Annotated in this window: 16 protein-coding genes and 2 riboswitches; of the genes, 8 read left to right on the forward strand and 8 right to left on the reverse strand. The window is 64.5% G+C overall.

All coding sequences use genetic code 11. The features are described from left to right. Position 1 precedes the first annotated feature (1 nt). The 4 genes from O0880_RS14835 to O0880_RS14850 form a co-directional block, all read right to left on the reverse strand. Positions 2-1,174, reverse strand: a complete 1,173-nt coding sequence (locus O0880_RS14835) for a cell division protein ZipA C-terminal FtsZ-binding domain-containing protein (RefSeq protein WP_289887149.1) — start codon at positions 1,172-1,174, stop codon at positions 2-4. Next, positions 1,171-4,698, reverse strand: coding sequence for a chromosome segregation protein SMC (gene smc, locus O0880_RS14840; protein ID WP_289887150.1), 3,528 nt, complete (start codon positions 4,696-4,698; stop codon positions 1,171-1,173). Before smc ends, O0880_RS14835 begins: the two co-directional genes overlap by 4 nt. Before the next feature lie 195 nt (positions 4,699-4,893). After that, a complete protein-coding gene (locus tag O0880_RS14845) occupies positions 4,894-5,529 on the reverse strand; it encodes a phosphatase PAP2 family protein (RefSeq protein ID WP_289887151.1) in 636 nt (211 codons plus the stop codon). A gap of 157 nt (positions 5,530-5,686) precedes the next feature. Then, positions 5,687-6,259: an ATP-dependent Clp protease proteolytic subunit gene (locus O0880_RS14850; RefSeq protein ID WP_071324034.1), complete on the reverse strand. Its 573-nt coding sequence runs from the start codon at positions 6,257-6,259 to the stop codon at positions 5,687-5,689. Positions 6,260-6,427: 168 nt separating this feature from the next. Next, positions 6,428-6,514: riboswitch (glycine riboswitch) on the forward strand. 28 nt (positions 6,515-6,542) lie between these two features. Further along, positions 6,543-6,648: riboswitch (glycine riboswitch) on the forward strand. Between the two features lie 73 nt (positions 6,649-6,721). Here O0880_RS14850 and gcvT point away from each other — a divergent pair. From gcvT to gcvP, 3 genes are all read left to right on the forward strand, one after another. Then, positions 6,722-7,843, forward strand: coding sequence for a glycine cleavage system aminomethyltransferase GcvT (gcvT, locus tag O0880_RS14855; RefSeq protein ID WP_289887152.1), 1,122 nt, complete (start codon positions 6,722-6,724; stop codon positions 7,841-7,843). Between the two features lie 71 nt (positions 7,844-7,914). Beyond that, the gene (gene gcvH, locus O0880_RS14860; RefSeq protein ID WP_071324036.1) at positions 7,915-8,295 is read left to right on the forward strand and encodes a glycine cleavage system protein GcvH; all 381 of its coding nucleotides are present in this window, start codon (positions 7,915-7,917) and stop codon (positions 8,293-8,295) included. Between the two features lie 103 nt (positions 8,296-8,398). After that, entirely contained in the window at positions 8,399-11,299 is a 2,901-nt protein-coding gene (gene gcvP / locus O0880_RS14865) for an aminomethyl-transferring glycine dehydrogenase (protein ID WP_071324037.1), read from the forward strand. Positions 11,300-11,561: 262 nt separating this feature from the next. Here the strand turns inward: gcvP and O0880_RS14870 are convergent, their stop codons facing one another. After that, positions 11,562-11,702, reverse strand: coding sequence for a hypothetical protein (locus O0880_RS14870; RefSeq protein ID WP_156894868.1), 141 nt, complete (start codon positions 11,700-11,702; stop codon positions 11,562-11,564). A 190-nt stretch (positions 11,703-11,892) separates the two neighbouring features. Here O0880_RS14870 and O0880_RS14875 point away from each other — a divergent pair, with 190 nt between their 5' ends. The 4 genes from O0880_RS14875 (at position 11,893) to O0880_RS14890 (ending at position 17,233) form a co-directional block, all read left to right on the forward strand. Beyond that, the gene (locus O0880_RS14875) at positions 11,893-13,110 is read left to right on the forward strand and encodes a Bcr/CflA family efflux MFS transporter (RefSeq protein WP_289887153.1); all 1,218 of its coding nucleotides are present in this window, start codon (positions 11,893-11,895) and stop codon (positions 13,108-13,110) included. A gap of 22 nt (positions 13,111-13,132) precedes the next feature. Further along, the gene (locus O0880_RS14880) at positions 13,133-13,756 is read left to right on the forward strand and encodes a TetR/AcrR family transcriptional regulator (RefSeq protein WP_289887154.1); all 624 of its coding nucleotides are present in this window, start codon (positions 13,133-13,135) and stop codon (positions 13,754-13,756) included. Positions 13,757-14,170: 414 nt separating this feature from the next. Beyond that, a complete protein-coding gene (gene mgtA, locus O0880_RS14885; protein WP_289887155.1) occupies positions 14,171-16,855 on the forward strand; it encodes a magnesium-translocating P-type ATPase in 2,685 nt (894 codons plus the stop codon). Between the two features lie 36 nt (positions 16,856-16,891). Then, positions 16,892-17,233, forward strand: coding sequence for a DUF6677 family protein (locus O0880_RS14890; protein ID WP_071324040.1), 342 nt, complete (start codon positions 16,892-16,894; stop codon positions 17,231-17,233). Between the two features lie 19 nt (positions 17,234-17,252). Here the strand turns inward: O0880_RS14890 and O0880_RS14895 are convergent, their stop codons facing one another. Both O0880_RS14895 and O0880_RS14900 read right to left on the reverse strand, forming a co-directional pair. Next, positions 17,253-17,819, reverse strand: a complete 567-nt coding sequence (locus O0880_RS14895; protein ID WP_071324041.1) for an Rrf2 family transcriptional regulator — start codon at positions 17,817-17,819, stop codon at positions 17,253-17,255. 64 nt (positions 17,820-17,883) lie between these two features. Further along, positions 17,884-19,092, reverse strand: coding sequence for an FAD-dependent oxidoreductase (locus O0880_RS14900; protein WP_289887157.1), 1,209 nt, complete (start codon positions 19,090-19,092; stop codon positions 17,884-17,886). Positions 19,093-19,233: 141 nt separating this feature from the next. Between O0880_RS14900 and O0880_RS14905 the strand changes: the two genes are divergently transcribed. Next, complete coding sequence (locus O0880_RS14905) at positions 19,234-19,923, forward strand: ribonuclease HI family protein (RefSeq protein ID WP_289887158.1); 690 nt, start codon at positions 19,234-19,236, stop codon at positions 19,921-19,923. Here O0880_RS14905 and O0880_RS14910 read toward each other — a convergent pair. After that, positions 19,920-21,557: a methyl-accepting chemotaxis protein gene (locus tag O0880_RS14910; protein WP_071324044.1), complete on the reverse strand. Its 1,638-nt coding sequence runs from the start codon at positions 21,555-21,557 to the stop codon at positions 19,920-19,922. The two genes, O0880_RS14905 and O0880_RS14910, sit on opposite strands and share 4 nt — an antisense overlap. Positions 21,558-21,667 lie beyond the last annotated feature (110 nt).

Here is a 21,667-nt window from a genome sequence, read left to right on the forward strand (position 1 = left end):
TTCAGCTAAATAAACGCATGGCGCGGGTGGAACCGGCGGGAATGTCGGCCGCCTCCATTTCCTGGTAAAACTCCTGTACCTGGCCGGCGATCTCGGCCAGCGCCGCATCGGACAGGGCCTGGTTGTAATCGTCGACGATGGTCGCATCCAGGCGGCCCACCAGCGCGCGGGCGCAGGCGATCATGGCGCCGAAGCCGTCGCGCGCGGGCGCCACGCAGGGCACGTCCAGCAGCAGGGTCAAGCGGGGCGTGGTTTCCTCGGCCAGGGTGACGTTGGTCGACAGCGAGAACAGGAAACCGCCATCGCCGTCGGGCATGACGAAGCGGCCATCGGGACGCACGTCGAAGCCTTGTTTCTCCAGCGCAAGCAACAAGGTGGAAATGGCCCACGGCGCGCCGTTGGTGTGCAGGTTCACGCCCAACTGGGCATCGTGGCCGGCAACGAAGCGGTGCAGATTGCGCGCTTCGGCCATCACTTCCATCATGTCGGGCACTTCCGGCTCGGCGCCGATGTCGTCAGCCACGCCGCGCAGGCGCGTGACCAGTTCCGAGTATTCGAGTTCGTTCAAGGCCGTGCTGCGGCTGGCCAGCTGCACGCCGCCCTGCATCTTGGTGTAGACACCGCCATGCGTGATCGGTTCCCAGTCGCCATTCACGTGCAAGCCGATGAAATGCACGGGCTTGTTGCCCACCAGGCGCAAGGTTTGCAGTACGGGCAGGATCTTGTCGCCGCGCACAGGCGCTTCCAGCGACAAGGGCAGCAGGCAGTCGATCAGCGGGTCGACCAGGCTGGTGGCCTGTTCGCTGGCCGCGCTCACTTCCTGCACGGGCGGCGCGGGTGGCGCGGCCACAGGAGCCGGCGCGGCCGGCGCGTCGCCCAGCGACGGTTCCGCATGCACGGGCGCGTCGGGCACGGCGGCCGGCGGCGGCGCGCCGAACGACGGCTCGGCCTTGGCGGACGGGGCCGCATCGAAGCGCGGTTCCTGGCGCAGCACCGGTTCCTGGGCGTCCACGGCGGGAGCCTCGCCATCGCGCATCAGCACGTCGTCATGGTCGGTGGAAAAAGCCCGCTCCACGCTTTTCTTGGCCTTGTATTCCTGCCATTTATTGTACGAGAAAACGCCGACGATAAAGACGCCGCCGGCGCCGAACAAGGTAATTTGAAGGTCTGTCATGCTGCTTGTGCCTCGGTAGCAAAATTTGCGGCGGACTCCATGTCCACCGCCACGATGCGCGATACGCCCTGCTCCTGCATCGTCACACCGATCAATTGATGGGCCATTTCCATCGCAATCTTGTTATGCGAAATGAAAAGGAATTGGGTCTGGTCGGACATGCGCTTGACCATGCGGCAGAAGCGTTCCGTGTTCGAATCGTCCAGCGGTGCATCGACTTCGTCGAGCAGGCAGAACGGCGCCGGATTCAGGCGGAACATGGAAAACACCAATGCGGTCGCGGTCAGCGCTTTCTCTCCACCCGACAACAGGTGGATGGTGGCATTTTTCTTGCCAGGCGGCTGTGCCATGACTTGTACACCGGAATCGAGAATCTCGTCGCCCGTCATGGTCAGTTTCGCCTGGCCGCCGCCAAACAGAATCGGGAACAGCTCGGAAAAGTGGTGATTGACCTTGTCGAACGTGTCTTGCAACAGGTCGCGCGTTTCCTTGTCGATCTTGTGGATCGCGTCTTCCAGCGTGTTGATCGCTTCCGTCAGGTCGGCATTCTGGGCATCGAGGAAATTCTTGCGCTCGGACGCCTGCGCCAGCTCGTCGAGCGCGGCCAGGTTGACGGCGCCCAGCGACGTGATGGCATTCGTCAGCCGCGTCACTTCGCCCTGCAAATACGATGGGCGCATGTCCGGGTGCAACTTTTCCGTCAGGGCGGCCTCGTCGGCGCCCGACTCCAGCAGTTGCTGGGCAAACTGCTCCTGGTTCAGGCGCGCGGCCTGTTCCTTGAGCTGCATTTCCATGATCTTGTCGCGCTGCGGCTGCAAGCTGCGTTCCGACTGCGTGCGCGCATCTTCGGACAGGCGCAGCTGCTGCGTGATCTGGTCCAGTTCATGGCGCGCATCGGCCAGCGCCCGCTCCTGCGTCGTGCGGCGTTCGAGCAAATCCTGCAAGCCGTCGGCGGCCGCGCCGCTTTCCAGGCTGGCCAATTCCTGCTGGCCCGCCTGCAGGCTGTCCGTCACCTGCTGCGCCTGCGTACTGGCCGTGGCGATGTTGCGGCGCAATTCCTCGATCTTCGCGCGGTGGGCTTTTTCCGCGTATTCCGTATCCTTGGCGGCCCGTTCCAGGTCGCGCAAGGCTTCGCGCGCCTCGGCCAGGCGCTGCTCCTTCTGCAGGAAGTCCGTGTGGCCGTCTTCGTGCGCTTCCTGCAAGTTGCCCAGTTCCATGTCCAGCTGTTCGAATTTCTCTTCCGATTCCAGCTTGGTCTGCATCTGTTCCGCTTCCTGCGCGGCGATCTCGGCCAGGTCCGCGCCGATCTGCGTGCTGCGCTGGTTGAAACGCGCTTCCACTTCGGACAGTTTCACCACGTCCAGTTGCAGCGTATGCACGGAAGACGTCAGCTGCTGTATGCGCAAGCGCAAGTCCGACAGGTTGCGCGTCAAGGCTGCCACGGCCGCGTCGGCCCTTACGGAACGGGCGCGCGCCTCTTCGGCCAGCAATTGCTGCGCGCGTAATTGTTTACCGATATTCTCGATTTCCTGCTGGCGGCCCAGCATGCCTTCCTGCTCCGAATCGGCCGCATAGAAGCGCACGCTGGTGGCCGTGACGACATGGCCGGCGCGCGTGACGAAATAGCCGCCCGGCGGCAATTTGCCGCGCTCGGCCAGTGCCTCGGCCGCGTCTTCCACGGCATAGGCGTTGTACAGCCAGTCCTGCAGCAGGCCGCGCAAGCCCGGATCGTTAAGTTTCAGCAAGTTCAGGAACGGTTTCAGGCCGGCGATTTCCGCCACCGGCAGCGGCGCCACCGTCGACGGCGCGTACAGGGCCAGCTTGGCCGGCGGCGCGTCAGCAAAGAAGGCCTTGGCCCAGTCGATATTCGACAGTTGCAGGGCCGACGTGCGCTCGCGCAAAATCGATTCCATGGCCGCTTCCCAGCCCGCCTCGATCTGCAGCTTTTGCCACAGGCGCGGCAAGGTGTCGAGCTCGTGCTTTTTCAGCCATGGCTGGACCTTGCCCTGGGTCTGTACGCGTTCCTGCAATTGTTTCAAAGCGGAAAGGCGCGCTTCCAGCTGGGCGTTGGCGGCTGTTTCTGCATTGACCTGCGTTTGCGCCTCGGCGCGTTCCTGCTCGAGCTTGGGCTGCTGCTCCAGCGCCTCTTCCAGGTAGAATCCCTGCTCCTCCAGCGCCTGCTGCTTTTCTTCCAGCTGCAGCTTCAGGTTTTCCAGGTGGCTGCTGTCGGGCAGGCTCAGGCTGTTCTTTTCCTGCTGCAGGCGCTCGCGGCGCGTCAACAGGCTGGCCAGGATGTTCGAGGCGTTGCGCTGGTGCGCCGATTCCAGTTCCAGCTGCTGCTGGGCCTGCATGATCCTGGCCCGCGATTCCGTGCTCTTGTTTTGCGCGGCGCGCCAGGCGGCATCGAGCTCGGGCAATTGCTCGCCTTTCTGCTCGGCCATCATTTGCGACTGTTCCACCTTCGCGGCCAGCTCTTCGAGGTGGAATTCCGCCTCTTCGATCTGTTCCTGGTACTCGCCGCCCTGCTGCGTCCACTGGTCGCGCTGGGCCGTCAGGGTGGCCAGCTGCGCCTGCAGGCGCGCGCGCGATTCGATGACGAACTTGATCTGCGCTTCCAGGCTGCCGATTTCCGCATTCGTCTGGTACAGATGGCCTTGCGCCGTGTGCAAACGGTCGCCCACGGCAAAGTGCGCCTGGCGCATCTGCTCCAGGGTCAGCTCGACGTTGCGTAGCTTGGCCGTCTGCTCTTCCAGGTCCGTCTGCGCCTGTTCCACTTCGCGGAAATAGCGCGTCTGCTCGTTTTGCGCCTCGTTCTTGCGCAGCAGCCAGAGCAGCTTCTGCTTTTCTTCCTGGTCCGCCTGCAAGGCGTGGAAACGCGTGGCCACGGCCGCCTGCGCTTCGAGCTTTTCCAGGTTGGCATTGAGTTCGCGCAAGATATCTTCCACGCGCAGCAAGTTTTCGCGCGTGTCCTGCAAGCGGTTTTCCGTCTCGCGGCGGCGTTCCTTGTACTTGGAAACACCGGCCGCCTCTTCCAGGAAGACGCGCAACTCCTCGGGGCGCGATTCGATGATGCGCGAAATCATGCCCTGGCCGATGATGGCGTAGGCGCGCGGGCCGAGGCCCGTGCCGAGGAAGATGTCCTGGATGTCGCGCCGGCGCACGGGCTGGCCGTTGATGTAATAGGTGGAGGTGCCGTCGCGCGTCAAGGTGCGCTTGACGGCGATCTCGGCATACTGGCCCCACTGGCCCGACGCCTTGCCATCGTTATTGTCGAACACCAGTTCGACGGAGGCGCGCCCGGCCGGCTTGCGGTGGGTGGAACCGTTGAAAATGACGTCCTGCATCGACTCGCCGCGCAATTCGGACGCTTTCGATTCGCCCAGCACCCAGCGCACGGCGTCGATGATGTTCGACTTGCCGCAGCCATTCGGCCCGACCACGCCCACCAGCTGGCCTGGCACCTGGAAATTGGTGGGATCGACGAAAGACTTAAATCCCGACAACTTGATGGAAGAGAGACGCACGTGTTTTAGAGTTCCTGGCCTATGCTGGCGGTTGATTTATGGGTGAACCCGGTTCGTATTCAGTTTTATGGTCACCACGGCCACCGTGACCGCCATTGCGGCGATGGCAGTCCGGTCACGCACGGCTGAAAAGTGGTTCATCATACCATTTCCTGATGCTTTTCTGGCCAAAAAACAGCAGTCCCAGCCTGCGCATCACGGGGCGGGACGGCCATCTTGCGCCAGTTTCCAGTCCGCGCGCGAAAAAACGCGCTCATGGCCGGACAAGGCCATGGCCAGTTTTTGCAGCCACTGCTCGGTCGGCATCGGTTCCGCCTTGAAGCTGAGGGCGATCATCAGCACCAGGCAAGCCAGCGCCAGCGCATGGCTGACGGCGATGTTGACGGCGCCGCGGGCGCTCCACATGAAGCCCAGCGCCACCGCCAGGCCCAGCACGCAGCCGCTGACGGCTTCCGACACGCTGTGCGCATGCACCACCACGCGCGAAATGGCCACCAGCACGGCAAACGCCACGCCGCAAGCGACACCCGCATGGCGCCAGCGCGGGTCGGCCCGCTGCAACAGGACATACAGCAAGACGGGAAACACGGCGCCGGCGCGCATGGCGTGGCCGCTGAAACCCGTGAAGTCGAGCGCGCTGCTGCCCACGCCCCAGCTCATGAAGGCCAGCTTCGACAGCACCACCAGGGCCAGACCGCCGCCGTACCACAAGCTCCAGCTGAGCACCAGCTTCCACTGGCGCGACACCAGCAGCCACAGGGCGATGGCCGCACCGGCCGGCCCCATCAGGGACATGTCGGCCGCAAAAGAAATCCCGTTCCACCAAGTCATCGTGCCTGCGCTTATTCATGATCAACGTGCACTATGCCATGACACGGCCCGGTTCAGCGCGCCTTTTGATGCACTGCGGCGAAGAATTACATTCCATTACAAAATTCCCACACGGAAATAACTCCCGCCGCCATCACCGGCGCAGGCACCGGACCGCTCAGATATTCGTCAGGCGCTTGCCCTTCGGCGGCGTGAAGTCGCGGATCGAGGCGATCATGCCCACGTCCAGCGCCTGGTCGGCCGTCAGGTGCAGGTCGGAATATGCGTGCACCTGCCACTGCTCTTCCGTCAGGCTGACGTGGTTGCGCAGGATGCGCTCGGTGCGCATGTCATCGGCGCGCAAGCCCTCGACGATGATGCTGAGCGCGTCGGGCCGCGAACCGGGCGACGCCGTCGCGTGCGACTTGTGCACCATGAAGCGGGCCGTGTCGCTGGCATGGCGCTGGCGCCCCGCCAGGAACAGGGTCACGGCAATCGATGCCACGGCGCCCGCATTGTAGGTGATGATGTCGAGCGGCAACTTGCTGAGGTAGTTGTACAGGCAGATGCCGTCGCTGACATAGCCGCCGTTCGACTGGATCAGGATGTGCGCGGTGGTGAGCTTGTCTTCCGTGATATCGGCCACGGCATTGAAGACGCGCCGCACCATATCGCTGTTGACGTCGCCGGAGAGGGTGAAATACCCGTGCTGCTCGGTGTTGTTTTGCGTCTCGCTTTGTGTAGTGTTCATGGCAGGCACCCGCAAGAAAGCCAGGCTTTCATGATAGCGCATTCGCGCGCGGGCGGGCGCCCTTTTGCGCCCGCCCGGCCTGCCGCCAGCCCCGCAAACAAGCGCCTTGGCGGCGCCGGAACAACGTCTTTTCAGATTGACAGAAAGACCCTGCTGGCATATATTCCTCACACTTGATCGGGAGAGGGCAAACCAGCGTTGCCGCCGAAGGGGCACTACCCAAAAACTCTCAGGCAAAAGGACCGATCAGGCGGACTGAAGCTGTTGCTTTGGCGACATGTTTTAGCTCAACTCTGGAGAGCGACCGCGGCACATGCCGGCGGTCCACCGAAGGGGCGCACGGGGCAAGCCCCCGTAATCTCTCAGGTACAAAGGACAGGGGGGTCAGTGATCACGCCGACAAGCCGTGTTTGGCTTTGTGTGTTCTGTTAACTTCCCCTTTACCTTCGTCCCGAGGATTCAATGACGCTCAAAGCGACCCCACTCAATAACGCCCACCGTGCCCTCGGCGCCCGCATGGTCGATTTCGGCGGCTGGGACATGCCCGTCAACTACGGCTCGCAAATCGAAGAGCACCACGCCGTGCGCGGCGACGCCGGCATGTTCGACGTGTCGCATATGTGCGTGGTCGACATCGAGGGCCCGAACGTGCGCGCCTTCCTGCGCGGCTTGCTCGCCAACAACGTTGACAAACTGCAAGTATCGGGCAAGGCGCTGTATTCGTGCATGCTGAATGCCGAAGGCACCGTCATCGATGACTTGATCGTCTACTTCTTCAACGAAAACTGGTTCCGCCTCGTCGTCAACGCGGGCACGGCTGAAAAAGACGTGGCCTGGATGCAGCAGCAAAATACGGCCACCAACAGCGGCCTGACGATCACCGAGCGCCGCGACGGCAATGCCCCCATGGCCCTGGTGGCCGTGCAAGGCCCGAACGCGCGCGCCAAGGTATGGCAAGTGCTGCCGGAAACGCAAGCCGCGTCCGACGCCATCAAGCCATTCAATGTCGTCATCGTCAAGGACACGGCGTTCGGCGAAGTCATGCTGGCGCGCACCGGCTACACGGGCGAAGACGGCTTCGAGATCGGCGTCGCCGCCACCCAGGTGGAAGCGCTGTGGAACGCCCTGGCGGCAGCAGGCGTCAAGCCGGCCGGCCTGGGCGCACGCGACACCCTGCGTCTGGAAGCGGGCATGAACCTGTACGGCCAGGACATGGATGAAAGCGTCAACCCGCTCGACGCGGGCCTGGCGTGGACCATCGACCTGGTCAGCGAGCGCGACTTCATCGGCAAGGCCGCCCTGCTGGCCCAAGGCCAGAACGCGCAATTCGTCGGACTGATCCTGCGCGAAAAAGGCGGCGTGCTGCGCGCCCACCAGAAAGTCATCATCGCCGGCAGCAGCGCCACGGGCGAAATCACCAGCGGCACCTTCAGCCCGACCATGCAGGAAGCGATCGCCCTGGCGCGCGTGCCGAACGGCGTGAAGGTGGGCGACACCGTGCACGTGGAAATCCGCGGCAAGCGGCTGGCCGCTTCCGTCGTCAAGCTGCCTTTCGTGCGTAACGGTAAAATCCTGGCTGCGTAAGGTTTTATAGAGCCGCCCGCAAGACCGTACAACCATAATCAATAACGAACACTTACCATCTGGAGCCACACATGAACATTCCTGCAGACCTGAAGTACACCGCATCCCACGAATGGGTACGCCTTGAAGGCGACGGCACGATCACCGTCGGCATCACCGAATACGCGCAGGATGCACTGGGCGACATCGTCTTCGTCGAACTGCCAACCGTGGGCAACACCTACGGCGCCGGCGACGACGCCGCCGTGGTGGAATCGGTCAAGGCAGCGAGCGACATCTACGCGCCGATCGCCGGCGAAGTCGTGGCCGTCAACGACGCCGTGGTCAATTCACCTGAATCGATCAACGCCGACGCTTACGCCAACTGGCTGTTCAAGATCAAGCCAGCCGACGTGTCGGCCCTGGACGGCTTGCTTGACGCTGCCGCCTATGGCGCCACCACCGGCGCGTAATCGCGTTTGATACACGGGCCGCGTTTGCGGCCCGTTTGCATTTTTTCTGCGCTGCGCCCGCGCGCCGCATCCCGGTTTTTCAGTCTTTTTTGGCCTCTATATCATGACCCGCACCAGCCTGACCCAACTCGAAGCACGCGATGCCTTCATCGCCCGCCACATCGGCCCCTCCCCTACCGAACAGCAAGCCATGCTGGCGACCCTCGGCTATCCATCGCGCGCCGCGCTGATCGACGCCCTGGTGCCGGCCAACATCCGCAACAAGGGCGCGCTGCCCCTGGGCGCGTACTCGCAGCCGATGCCGGAACAGGAAGCGCTGTCGCGCCTGAAAGCCATCGCCGGCAAGAACCAGGTGCTCAAATCCCTGATAGGCCAAGGGTATTACAATACCTTCACGCCCGGTGTCGTTTTGCGCAACATCTTCGAAAACCCGGCCTGGTACACGGCGTACACGCCTTACCAGCCGGAGATTTCGCAAGGCCGCCTGGAAGCCATTTTGAACTTCCAGCAAGTGATCACCGACCTCACCGGCATGGGCATCGCGAATGCCTCGATGCTGGACGAAGGCACGGCCGCCGCCGAGGCGATGACCCTGATCCAGCGCGTGGGCAAGTCGAAATCGAACGTGCTGTACGTCGCCAATGACGTGCTGCCGCAAACGCTGGAAGTGGTGCAGACGCGCGCCCAGCCGATCGGCATCGAGGTGCGCACCTTCGACCCGGCGGAGATCGAGTCGCTCGACGGCTGCTTCGGCGTGCTGCTGCAATACCCGGGCGTCAACGGCGTCGTGCGCGACTACCGCGCCGGCGTGGAAAAACTGCATGCGAACGGTGCCATGGTCATCGTCGCGGCCGACCTGCTGGCCCTGACCATGCTCACGCCACCGGGCGAATGGGGCGCCGACGTCGTCGTCGGCAACAGCCAGCGCTTCGGCGTGCCGCTCGGTTTCGGCGGCCCGCACGCGGGCTACCTGTCCACGCGCGATGAATTCAAGCGCAATATGTCGGGCCGCCTGGTGGGCGTGACCGTCGATGCGCAAGGCAACAAGGCCTACCGCCTGGCCCTGCAAACGCGCGAACAGCATATCCGCCGCGAAAAAGCCACCTCCAACATCTGCACGGCGCAAGTGCTGCTGGCCGTGATGGCCTCGATGTACGCCGTCTACCACGGCCCTGCCGGCCTGCTGCAGATCGCCCAGCGCGTGCACCGCTTTACGGGCGTGCTGGCGGCCAACCTGAAGACCCTGGGCTACGGCATCGCCAACGCCAGCTACTTCGACACCCTGACCGTCAACGTCGCCGATGCGGAAAAACTGCACGCGACGGCACTGAAGCACGGCGTCAACCTGCGCAAGGTCGACGCCACCCACGTCGGCCTGTCGCTGGACGAAACCACCACGCGCGCCGATATCGCGCTGCTGTGGACGGTCTTCGCCGACGGCGTCGCCAACGCGCCTGCCGCCCCGGACCTGGACGCCGTCGAAGCGGCCGTCACCAGCGCCCTGCCGGCGCAGCTGGCGCGCGAGAGCGCCTACCTGACCCACCCCGTCTTCAACAGCTACCACTCGGAACACGAGATGCTGCGCTACCTGCGCAGCCTGGCCGACAAGGACCTGGCGCTGGACCGCACCATGATCCCGCTCGGCTCGTGCACCATGAAGCTGAATGCGACGTCGGAAATGATACCCGTCACCTGGCCCGAATTTTCCAACATTCACCCGTTCGCGCCGGATGCGCAAACCGTGGGCTACCGCGAAATGATCTCGCAGCTGGAAGAGATGCTGTGCGCCTTGACGGGCTACGCCGCCGTCTCGCTGCAGCCGAACGCCGGCTCGCAGGGCGAATACGCGGGCCTGCTGGTGATCAAGGCCTACCATGAATCGCGCGGCGAAGGTCACCGCAACATCTGCCTGATCCCGTCGTCGGCGCACGGCACCAACCCGGCGTCGGCCAATATGGTCGGCATGCAGGTGGTCGTCACCAGCTGCGACGCCAACGGCAACGTGGACCTGGCCGACCTGAAGGCGAAGGCGGAAAAGCACAGCGCCAACCTGGCCTGCGTGATGGTCACCTACCCGTCCACCCACGGCGTGTTCGAGGAAGGCATCCAGGAACTGTGCGAGATCATCCACTCGCACGGCGGCCAGGTCTACATCGACGGCGCCAACATGAACGCGCTGGTCGGCGTGGCCGCTCCTGGCTCGTTCGGCGGTGACGTCTCGCACCTGAACCTGCACAAGACCTTCTGCATCCCGCACGGCGGCGGCGGACCAGGCGTCGGCCCGATCGGCGTCGGCGCCCACCTGGCGAAATTCCTGCCGAACCAGCGTTCCTCGGGCTACCAGCGCGACGCTGCCGGCATCGGCGCCGTCAGCGCCGCGCCATTCGGCTCGGCCAGCATCCTGCCGATTTCGTGGATGTACATCGCCATGATGGGCGCGGAAGGCTTGACGGCCGCCACCGAGACGGCGATCCTGGCGGCGAACTACATCGCGCGCCGCCTGGCGCCGCACTACCCTGTGCTGTACTCGGGCCACGACGGCCTGGTCGCGCACGAGTGCATCCTGGACCTGCGCCCGATCACGGACGCCACCGGCATCAGCAACGAAGACGTGGCCAAGCGCCTGATGGACTTCGGCTTCCATGCGCCGACCATGAGCTTCCCCGTACCGGGCACCCTGATGATCGAGCCGACGGAAAGCGAATCGAAGGTGGAGATCGACCGTTTCATCGACGCCATGATCGCCATCCGCGCGGAAATCGCCAAGGTCGCCAGCGGTGAATTCGACCACGACGACAACCCGCTGAGAAACGCGCCGCACACGGCACAGGTGTTGATGTCGGACAACTGGGAACGCAAGTACAGCCGTGAAATCGCCGCCTACCCGGTCGCGTCCTTGCGCCAGCGCAAATACTGGCCGCCGGTCGGCCGCGCCGACAACGTGTATGGCGACCGCAACCTGTTCTGCGGCTGCGCGCCCATCAGTTCCTACGAAGAGGAATAAACGCCAGGCGCCCGCTTTCGCGGGCCTGTCGGCGACAAGAAGGCAGGCCATTCGGCCTGCCTTTTTTCATGCACGCATGAACATGGCTGTGTAGCCTGGATTAGCGGAACGTAATCCAAGCTCGCCACCGGCTTTGTCAACGCTGTTGTCGGATTACGCGCTGGCACGCTAATCCGACCTACTGACTGGCGAAAGCCAGGGGCATTAAAACAGAACGGCAGACCGATGGTCTGCCGTTTTTTTATTGTCGCCAGCCTGATCGTTACAGGGCCAGCAAGGCCGCGCCCGGCACGGCCATGGCGCCGGCCACGATGGTCAGGCACACGACGTCGCGCCGCTCGCAGCGGGCGCGGTGCGAACTCCACGCCGCGAACAGCAGCGCCGCCGCGATACCGCTGAGCATAATGCCGAATTCCATCATGCCATCTCTCCCCGCGCCGCGGGGGCGCCTGCCTTGGCTTCCGTTCTCATCATCATCTCATCCTTTTCATAGTGTGTAAAAATGAAGGCTACCTACCGGTAGGCAGTAAGTGTACAATAAAAATGGCAGCGGCGTCCATGCCGCGCTTTTTTGACGATACAAAGGAAGAACAATGCAGCAGCAATCCCCCCTCCCCGCCGCCAGTCTCGGGCTGGCGGCCTCGCTGGCCCTGGTGGCCATCCTCGGCCCGGCCGGCATCGACATGTACCTGGCCTCGATGCCGGCCATGGCGCGCGAACTGCACACCTCGTATGCGAACGTGCAGCTGAGCCTAACCGTCTTCCTGCTGGCGCTGGGCGGCGGCCAGCTGCTGTGCGGCCCCCTGACGGACATGCTGGGCCGGCGCCGTCCACTGCTGGCGGGCATTGCCGTCTACATCGTGGCGGCCGTGTGGGCGTCGCAGGCGGAGCAGCTGTCCACCCTGCTGCTGGCGCGGACGCTGCAGGGCCTGGGCGCCGCGCTGACCCTGGTGGTGGTGATGAGCATGGTGCGCGACGTCGCCGACGGCGTCAAAGCGGCGCAACTGTTTGCCCTCCTGATGACCATCGTCGGCCTGGCGCCCGTGCTGGCGCCGGCCGTCGGCGGCTTGCTCGACGCGCATTACGGCTGGCGCGCGGTGATGCTGGCCCTGGCCGCCCTGGGCGCCGTAACCCTGCTCAATAGCACGCTGTTCCTGCCGGAAACCCTGCCGCCGGCCAGGCGCATCGCGCCGCGCGGCATGCACCGCACGTATGCGCGCATCGCGCTGGACCGCGCCTTCCTGCTGCCCGCGCTGGCCCTGTCCGCCAGCTTCTTCTTCCTCTTTGCGTACATCGGCGGCGCGTCGCTCGTCTACCAGCGCGATTTCGGCCTGTCCGCCGGCAGCTTCGGCCTCGTCTTCGGCGCCACGGGCGTGGCCGTGCTGCTGGGCGCGATGGCCAGCGGCCGCCTCGTGGGCCGCCACGGCATGGCGCGCCTCGGCGTGGCCGGCAGCGCCGCCATGCTGGGCGGCGCGGGACTGGCCCTGCTGGGCGCCTGGGCCGGCTTCGGCATCGCAGCCGTCGTGCCCGGCATGTTCGTGGCCCTGTTCGGCCTGGGCATCGCGGAAGCGGCGCTGATGGCCATGGCCATGGGCTCGCAGCAGCGGGCGCTCGGCTCCACGGCCGCGCTGCTGGGAGCCATCCAGATGAGCTTGTCGTCGCTGGCGACGCCGCTGGCGGCCAGCCTGTCCGAATGGGGGCCCGTGCCATGGCTGCTGTTCTTGACCGTGGCCGGCCTGCTGGTATCATGGCTGACCCTGGCAACTGCGCGCGTCCATCCGGCACGCGCCACCGGCCTGGCGGCGCACTGACGCCTCACCGAATACAACCCTGATGATCAAGAAACGCTCGGCTTCCGCCGATAAAATCTGTGCCGTTGCCGTTGGGCATTTTTCCGAACATGGCTACGATGCCTCGTCCCTCAGCGACATCGCCGAGCAGGCCGGCATGCGCAAGGCCTCGCTGTACTCGCACTTCGCCGGCAAGGACGCCCTCTTCCTCGATGTCTTCGCCGACGCGCTGGAAGAGGAACACGCGTTCATGCAAGCCTGCTTCGACGACGAGGCAAACCTGAGCCCGCTAACGCCGGCCACGGGCGGCCAGCTGGCCGGCGCCCTGTATTGCGACCGCATGGCGCAGCGCTACGCGGAGTCGGCCCACCTGCGCTTCCTGCTGCGCACGGCCTACCTGCCGCCCGCCACCTTGCGCGTGCAGGTCGGCAGCGGCTTCGAGGCGCTGCTGGTGCAGTTGCTCCAGTATTACGTCGCCAGCCTGGGCCGCCTGGCGCCGGCATTGCCTGCCGCGCGCATCGAGCTGTATGCGCAAGCCTACCTGGGCATCGTCGACAGCCTGCACGTCGAGCTGATCTACGCGGGCGGCGCCGCCCTGCAGCAGCGCCACGCGGCCCTGTGGCAGATCCTGTCCGACTCGCTGGCGATGGCGGTGCAGGCGGCCTGAAGCCGCGCGGTAGAAGGCCATGCAACATCGTGCCACAGCCACATTACACTTTGGAAACCTAAGATTTCTTCAGTTGACACCCTTGCAGCGCATCCATAAGATGCCCTCATTATTCATTTACGGAGTCCCACGTGGGTACTTGTTCTAGTGACAGTAGCCGATCTTGTATCGGTGATTGCCTCGGCAGCTAAACAGCAAGCAACGCGGAACTTCCTTTCCTCCGTGCCTTGCTGAGCAAGGTGCGGTGTCTCTCGCAGCCAGTCCGGCTGCGCGCCTCTCCCCCTCTTACCGATCGCGACCGGCTACTGACCCGGATTGCCCGCCAGCGCCATGCTTTGCCATGCGCGCTGGCGGCACGCAAGTCTTGCCTGCGGCTGCGCCGCCCGTCAACACCTCGTCGTGAAAGGAAGAGCCATGAATCTCTTCACCCGCTTATTCGAATCGTTCCTGCGCAAGCGCCACACGGCCGGCCATTTCCGCCGCCGCGCCATGCCGCTGGAAAACAGCACGGCCCGCCCCGTGCCCGACCACCTGGCGCGCCAGCTGCTGGCCGCCGCCCACGAAGACCTGGCGACGGCCCTGAACCGCCTGCATACGCGGGCCGAAGGCTTGCGCGATGCAGAGGCGCAAGTGATCGGCGCGCAAACGGGGCCGAACGAAGTCGAGCATGAAAAACCGCTGGCCTGGTACCAGCACCTGTGGCTGTGCTACAAGAACCCGTTCAACCTGCTGCTGACCGTGCTGGCCATCGTTTCCTACCTGACGGAAGACCCGAAGGCGACCATCGTCATCGGCACCATGGTGATCCTGTCGACCCTGCTGCGCTTCGTGCAGGAAGGCCGCTCGAACCGCGCCGCCGAACGCCTGAAAGCCATGGTCAGCAACACGGCCACCGTGCTGCGCAATGGCCAGCAGGGCGAGCTGCCGATCCGCCAGCTGGTGCAGGGTGACATCATCGTGCTGTCGGCCGGCGACATGATCCCCGCCGACTGCCGCTTGCTTTCCGCGAAAGACCTGTTCGTCAGCCAGGCCGCCATGACGGGCGAATCCCTGCCCGTGGAAAAGATGGCCGAGCTGGCCGACAGCGCGGGGCGCGACCCGATGGAGCTGGCCAACCTGCTGTTCATGGGCACGAATGTGATCTCGGGCGCCGCCACGGCGCTGGTCTTGGCTACCGGCAACCGCACCTATTTCGGCACCATCGCCACGCGCGTGACGGCCACCGAGCGCACGCCGACGGCCTTCGAGGCCGGCGTCAACAGCGTCAGCTGGCTGCTGATCCGCTTCGCCCTCGTGATGGCGCCGCTCGTGTTCCTGATCAACGGCTGGACCAAGGGCGACTGGATGGAAGCGTTCCTCTTCGCCCTGTCCGTGGCCGTGGGCCTGACGCCGGAAATGCTGCCGATGATCGTCACCAGCACCCTGGCCAAGGGCGCCGTGAAACTGTCGAAAAAGAAAGTCGTCGTCAAGCGCCTCGACGCCATCCAGAACTTCGGCGCCATGGACGTGCTGTGCACGGACAAGACGGGCACCTTGACGCAGGACAAGATCGTGCTCGAACGCCACACGGACGTCTTCGGCCAGCCGTCCGACGAGGTGCTGCAATTCGCCTATTTGAACAGCCACTACCAGACAGGCCTGAAAAACCTGCTCGATCGTGCCGTGCTCGACCATGTTGAACTGCAGACGGAAATGCAGCTGGCCCGCGACTATGTCAAAGTCGATGAAATCCCGTTCGATTTCGTGCGCCGCCGCATGTCCGTCGTCGTTTCCGAACGCGACGACCACCATGAGCTGATCTGCAAGGGCGCCGTCGAGGAAATCCTCGCCGCCTGCAGCCATCTGCGCCTGGGCGGCGTGAATATTCCCCTCGACGCCGCCCTGCTGGCCAAGGTGCTGGAGACCACGCACGGCTTGAATGCGGAAGGTTTAAGAGTGGTGGCCGTGGCCGTCAAGGAAGTGCCGCCGCATAAAACCGTGTATGGCGTGGCCGATGAAACGGCGCTGACACTGATCGGCTACGTCGCCTTCCTCGATCCACCCAAGGAATCGACGGCGCCCGCCCTGCGCGCGCTGGCGGAACACGGCGTGACGGTAAAAGTCTTGACGGGAGACAACCACCTGGTGACGGCGAAGATTTGCCGCGAAGTGGGCCTGGCCGTGCATGGCGTGCTGCAAGGCCCGCAGCTCGACGACATGGATGACGCCACCCTGGCCAGGGCGGCCGAGGACAACACCGTGTTTGCCAAGCTCAGCCCGCTGCACAAGGAGCGCCTCGTGCGCGCCCTGCGCGGCAATGGCCATATCGTCGGTTTCATGGGCGACGGCATCAACGATGCGCCGGCCCTGCGCGCGGCCGACATCGGTATTTCCGTCGATTCGGCCGTCGATATCGCCAAGGAAGCGGCCGACATCATCCTGCTGGAAAAGAGCCTGATGGTGCTGGAAGAAGGCGTGCTGGAAGGCCGCCGCACCTTCAGCAACATGCTCAAATACATACGCATGACGGCCAGCTCGAACTTCGGCAATGTGTTTTCCGTGCTGGTGGCCAGCGCCTTCCTGCCATTTTTACCGATGCTGCCGCTGCACTTGCTGGTGCAAAACCTGCTGTATGACGTGTCGCAGATCGCCATCCCGTTCGACAACGTCGACGCCGAACTGATCCAGCAGCCGCTGAGCTGGAACCCGCGCGACATCGGCCGCTTCATGGTGTTCTTCGGCCCCATCAGCTCCATCTTCGACATCAGCACGTTCATCCTGATGTGGCATGTGTTTGGCGCGAACAGCCCGGAACAGCAGACCCTGTTCCAGTCCGGCTGGTTCGTCGTGGGCCTGCTGACGCAAACCCTGATCGTGCACCTGATCCGCACGCCCAGACTGCCCTTCATCGACAGCATCGCGTCCGTGCCCCTGCTGGTGGCGACGACGGCCATCATGGCCGTGGGCGTGTTCCTGCCGATGGGACCGCTGGCGAGCTATTTCAAGCTGCAGGCTTTGCCGCTGGGCTACTTCCCCTGGCTGCTGGGCATTCTCGTCTGCTACACCCTGCTGACGACGTTCATGAAACGCGTGTACCTGCGCAAATTCGGCTGGCAATAGTATGATGGGCCGCTCTTACCCCTACAAAAGGCGCGCATGAGCGGCTCTTCTCTTTCCAAGCGTAATCTCGCCCTGCTGCTGTCGGCCCTGGTGTTTCCCGGCAGCGGGCATTTCGTCATCGGCCGCAAGGCGCGCGGCTGCCTGTTCCTTGTTCCTGCCCTGGTCGCGCTGGCATTCGTATTGCGCCAGATCATGGCACGCTTGGACCAGGTCATGGCACAGATCGACAGCGGCGCCCTGCCCCTCGACGTGCAGCTGATCGTGGAAAGAGTCGATGCGCTGTCCGCCAACGACGGCCCGGCCATGACGGTGGCCGTGGGCGTGCTGGTGCTGTGCTGGCTCGGCAGCCTGGTCGATACCGTGCTGTTGAAACCTTAGGATCAACGTCAAACGAGCGTCAAGCCGCATCGTCCTTGACGCGGCGCGTCTTCGGTCCGCGAATGGCGGCGATGCGCGCCTCGCTGCGTTCCTGCACGCGGCCGCTGAACCAGCCCTGCACATCGGCGCCAAAGCCGGCCGGCGCCACGCTGCCGAAACCTTGCGCCAGGTCCAGCAAGCTGGTCTTGGCCAGTTCGGCGCGCATGCTTTTCTCGGCGCGCAGCATCAGCGCATGGATGCCGCACACGCCGCTCGTCATCCAGCCCGGCGGCTCGCCTGCGTACAAGGTGCAGCGGCTGCGGATCTGCTGGCAATCGAACAGCGGTTTCGGCCCTTCGATGGCATCCACCACGTCGAGCACGCTGATCTCGCCCGCAGGGCGCGCCAGCTGGTAGCCACCACGGATGCCTTCGGACGCCGTCACGATGCCCGCCTTCTCCAGCTTGGGAAAGATTTTCGCCAGGAAGGAGACGGAGATGCCCTGCAACTCCGCCAGGTCGCGGCTGCTGGCAGGCTCGGCAAGCGGCTGGGCCAGATACAGCAGGCAATGCAAGCCATACTCGGTGCCGCTTCCATAATGTGCCATGATGCCATTCCTCCGTTGCAAAACGGGGACTTTATCACTCCACGTTAGCTGCCGCAAGGCGCGACTACAGCGACAGTTCGAACGCCGGATCGGCGGCGGCCAGCGCTGCGGCGCTGTCGGCCGGTGGATAGATCACGCGGCCATTGATGGTCACCTTCATGGCCTTGCCCTCGCTGCCCGTCAGCCACACCTTGCGCTCCCAGCCCTGCGTCACGACCGCGCCCCACGCCCCCAGGTCCAGGCAAGTCACATAATACGGCTGGCGGTAGGGCCGCGTCGCCAGTCCCAGCAGGTCTGCCACGGCATTGTCGCCCGACGAGCGGCCAAGGAACATGGCGTGCTGGCAGCTCATCAGCGTGTGATTGCCTGCGTCATCCGTGGCGGCGACGGCGGCGTCGCCCGTGGCAAAAACCTTGCCGGCGCCAGGCACGCGCAAGTCAGGCGCCACCCGCAGGCGTCCCGCGGCATCTTTCTCGCCGGGAATCTGCGCCGTCAGCGCGCTGGCCCGCACGCCCGCCGTCCACACCACGGTGTGCGCCTCGATGCGCTCGCCATCGGCGGTGCTCAAGCCGCCCGCGTCGATGGCGGCGACCGCCGAACCAAGCCGGCATTCCACGCCCAGCTCAGCCAGCGCCTGTTCGATCACGGGGCGCGGTCCCGGCCCCAGGTCGGGACCGATATCGGATGCCCGCTCGACAATGATCACCTTGATATCGGCATCCGCGCCCAGGATGGCGCGCAGGCGCGACGGCAGTTCGGCCGCCAGCTCGATGCCCGTGAAGCCGCCGCCGGCCACGACGACGGTATTGCGCGCGGCCGATGCGGGCCGGGCGGCCAGCGCGTGCAGGTGCGCATCGAGCGCCACCGCTTCGTCGCGCTGGTCGGTGCTGAAGGCAAACTCTTGCAGGCCAGGGATATTCGGCCGGAACAGGCTGCTGCCGGCCGCCAGCACCAGGCGGTCGTAGGCCACGCTCGAACGGCTGCCATCGGCGGCCACGATGTCGACTTCGTCGCTGTCGCTGCGGATGGCTTCGACCTTGCCGGCGATGAAGCGCACACCCGTGTCGTCGAACAGTTGCTGTAACGGCGCCACCATGCTCGCGGGCGCCGGTTCGTACAGGCGCGGGCGCATCGTCAGCATGGCTTCCGGCGCCACCAGCGCCACTTCGACCTCGCCGGCGGGCATATTTTCCAGCCTCAGGCGACGCACGGCCGCCAGGGCACTCCACAATCCGGCAAAGCCGGCACCAATGATCAATACGCGCTGTGTCATGTTTTTCTCCTTGAGTTGATAACGCAGACTATATCACTCCGCGTTATAGCGTGCAAGCGGGCATGCAAAAACGCGACAGCCTGCCTTGCGGTCTGTGCCGCACTCGCGTAGATTCGCGGCACGACGACGAGGGAAAGCCCCATGCAACAGGAACTGGAAACATTGCTGACAGCAGCGTTCAAGAGCGAGCGGGCGCAGGCGCGCCGGCTGGCCGCGCTGGAAGGCATCGCGGACGACACGGCGCTGCAGCGGATACTTGAACAGGCATCCGGCACCTTGGGTCTGGCCGCCCTGCTGGCGACACGGCTGCAGGCGCATGCCGCCGAAGCGCAGCGCAAGGCGCAAAAAATCAGCGACCGCCAGCAGGCGCAGGCGGCGCGGCGCGTGCAGGCGGTGCCGGCTTCGGCCTGGCGCGGCTGGTTCGATGGCTCGGCCCACCCGAACCCGGGCAAGCTGGGCATAGGCGCCCTGCTGCTGGGGCCGCATGGCGAACGCATCGAAGTGAGCCAGGCGGCCGGCCATGGCAATAGCAGCGAGGCGGAATATGCGGCCCTGACGGCCGTGCTGCAGGCGGCACTCGGCGTGCGCCCGCCCCAGCTCTTGCTGTATGGCGACAGCCAGGTGGTGATCAATGACGTGCTGGGGACGACGCCGGTCGGCGCCAGGGGGCTGGAAACGCAGCGGGCCACCGTCGTGGCCCTGCTGGAACAATTCAATGATGTAACGTTGCGCTGGATTCCGCGCCACCGCAATGGCGAGGCGGACCGGCTGTCGCAGCTGGCGATCGCCGGCTGGGTGGAGGAGGAGGCTATTCCTCCGTTGGCAGATTAAGCGGCGCGGCCGATCCGCAAGGCTTCCTTCGGCTCTTTCGCCAGCGGCCGCTTCATCCCCTTCAAGCCGCTGACGCTGGCTTGCTGGCCATTGAGCTTGAACACGCTGACGACTTGCGCCAGGTTGTGCGCCTGGTGCTGCATCGATTCGGCGGCGGCCGCCGATTCTTCCACCAAGGCTGCATTTTGCTGTGTCACGGCATCCATCTGGCCGATGGCGCGGTTGATCTCGTCGATGCCCACGCTTTGTTCGCTGCTGGCGGCCGTGATTTCCGTGATGATGTCGCTCACGCGCTGCACGCTGTCGACGATGTCGTTCATGGTCGAACCGGCCTGCGCCACCAGCATGCTGCCCGCGTTGACCTGCTCCACCGAGGCGCCGATCAGGGTCTTGATCTCTTTCGCGGCGCTGGCCGAACGCTGCGCCAGGTTGCGCACTTCGGACGCCACGACGGCAAAGCCGCGGCCCTGCTCGCCCGCGCGCGCCGCTTCCACGGCCGCGTTCAAGGCCAGGATATTCGTCTGGAAAGCGATGCCGTCGATCACGGAAATGATGTCGACGATCTTGTTCGACGAGGCATTGATCGATTCCATCGTGCCCACCACCTGCGCCACCACCTCGCCGCCCTTGACGGCCACCTGCGCCGCCGACGCCGCCAACTGATTCGCCTGGCGCGCATTGTCCGCGTTCTGCTTCACGGTGCTGGTTAGCTCTTCCATCGACGAGGCCGTCTCTTCCAGCGAACCGGCCTGCTCTTCCGTGCGGCTCGACAGGTCCTGGTTGCCGGCGGCAATTTGCGTCGACGAGGTGGCGATGCTGTCCGTGCCGCTGCGCACTTCGCTGACGATGGTCAGCAAGCTCGTGTTCATGTCTTTCAGGGCCAGCAGCAGTTGCCCGGTTTCATCCTTGGCGCTGGCGTCGATCTGCGCCGTCAAGTCGCCATCGGCCACCTTGCGCGCCACGTCCACGGCCGTGCGCAGCGGGCGCACGATGCCCATCGTCAACAACCAGGCGCACACGACGCCAAAGCCCAGCGCCAAGGCAGCCAGCACCAGCAGCAGGTTGCGGCTGGTCTTGGCCACTTCATCGATATCGCGCGCTGTGGCGTCGATGCTGGCGCGCTGGTGTTCCAGCATATTCATGATGACTTTCTGGTACTTCGCCGAGCCCGGCACGAAGACGGCCTGAAAAGCCTTTTCCGCCTCGGCTTCCTGGCCGCCCGCCTTCAGTTTCGACACTTGCTCGCGCGCATCCAGATACACCTTGCGCTGTTCGCTGACCTGGCGGAACAGTTCCGTTTCTTGCGGACCAGAAATCAGGGCTTCGATTTTCTTTTGCAGTTCGCCCGAGACGACGGACGACTGTTTCGCTTCTTCCGCGAAATACGCTCCCAGCGACGTGTCGGCGCTGCGCACGATGGCCGTGGTGCGGCGGATGCCGCTGTCGATCTTGCTGTACCAGTCGGAAATATAGCGTTCCTTGGCCAGCGGCTGCTCCATCATGTTGCGCGTGGCCGTGGCCACGTCATGCAAGCGCCACACGCTGATGCCCGTAATAAGCATGGAAAACAGCAAAATCACGGCAAAACCCAGGCCGAGGCGCACACCAATACTGACGTTTCTTAACAAATTCATGTGAATATCCTAAAAAAGCGGAACCAGACTACAAAAGAGTACAAAGGAAAGGCCGAACACGGCAGCCACTGCCGCGGGCAAGCAGTGCTGCGCTTGCCCCTGATATTGAA

The sequence above is a fragment of the Janthinobacterium sp. SUN118 genome (genome assembly GCF_030397695.1).
Taxonomy (GTDB): domain Bacteria; phylum Pseudomonadota; class Gammaproteobacteria; order Burkholderiales; family Burkholderiaceae_D; genus Janthinobacterium.

Excerpts from the sequence above, each read along its gene's own strand:
- O0880_RS14900 (WP_289887157.1), bottom strand. The coding sequence starts at position 19,092 with ATGACACAGCGCGTATTGATCATTGGTGCCGGCTTTGCCGGATTGTGG.
- O0880_RS14880 (WP_289887154.1), top strand. The coding sequence starts at position 13,133 with ATGATCAAGAAACGCTCGGCTTCCGCCGATAAAATCTGTGCCGTTGCC.
- gcvH (WP_071324036.1), top strand. The coding sequence starts at position 7,915 with ATGAACATTCCTGCAGACCTGAAGTACACCGCATCCCACGAATGGGTA.
- O0880_RS14905 (WP_289887158.1), top strand. The coding sequence starts at position 19,234 with ATGCAACAGGAACTGGAAACATTGCTGACAGCAGCGTTCAAGAGCGAG.
- O0880_RS14835 (WP_289887149.1), bottom strand. The coding sequence starts at position 1,174 with ATGACAGACCTTCAAATTACCTTGTTCGGCGCCGGCGGCGTCTTTATC.
- O0880_RS14895 (WP_071324041.1), bottom strand. The coding sequence starts at position 17,819 with ATGGCACATTATGGAAGCGGCACCGAGTATGGCTTGCATTGCCTGCTG.
- O0880_RS14890 (WP_071324040.1), top strand. The coding sequence starts at position 16,892 with ATGAGCGGCTCTTCTCTTTCCAAGCGTAATCTCGCCCTGCTGCTGTCG.
- O0880_RS14870 (WP_156894868.1), bottom strand. The coding sequence starts at position 11,702 with ATGCTCAGCGGTATCGCGGCGGCGCTGCTGTTCGCGGCGTGGAGTTCG.
- mgtA (WP_289887155.1), top strand. The coding sequence starts at position 14,171 with ATGAATCTCTTCACCCGCTTATTCGAATCGTTCCTGCGCAAGCGCCAC.
- O0880_RS14910 (WP_071324044.1), bottom strand. The coding sequence starts at position 21,557 with ATGAATTTGTTAAGAAACGTCAGTATTGGTGTGCGCCTCGGCCTGGGT.
- O0880_RS14850 (WP_071324034.1), bottom strand. The coding sequence starts at position 6,259 with ATGAACACTACACAAAGCGAGACGCAAAACAACACCGAGCAGCACGGG.
- O0880_RS14845 (WP_289887151.1), bottom strand. The coding sequence starts at position 5,529 with ATGACTTGGTGGAACGGGATTTCTTTTGCGGCCGACATGTCCCTGATG.
- gcvP (WP_071324037.1), top strand. The coding sequence starts at position 8,399 with ATGACCCGCACCAGCCTGACCCAACTCGAAGCACGCGATGCCTTCATC.
- O0880_RS14875 (WP_289887153.1), top strand. The coding sequence starts at position 11,893 with ATGCAGCAGCAATCCCCCCTCCCCGCCGCCAGTCTCGGGCTGGCGGCC.
- gcvT (WP_289887152.1), top strand. The coding sequence starts at position 6,722 with ATGACGCTCAAAGCGACCCCACTCAATAACGCCCACCGTGCCCTCGGC.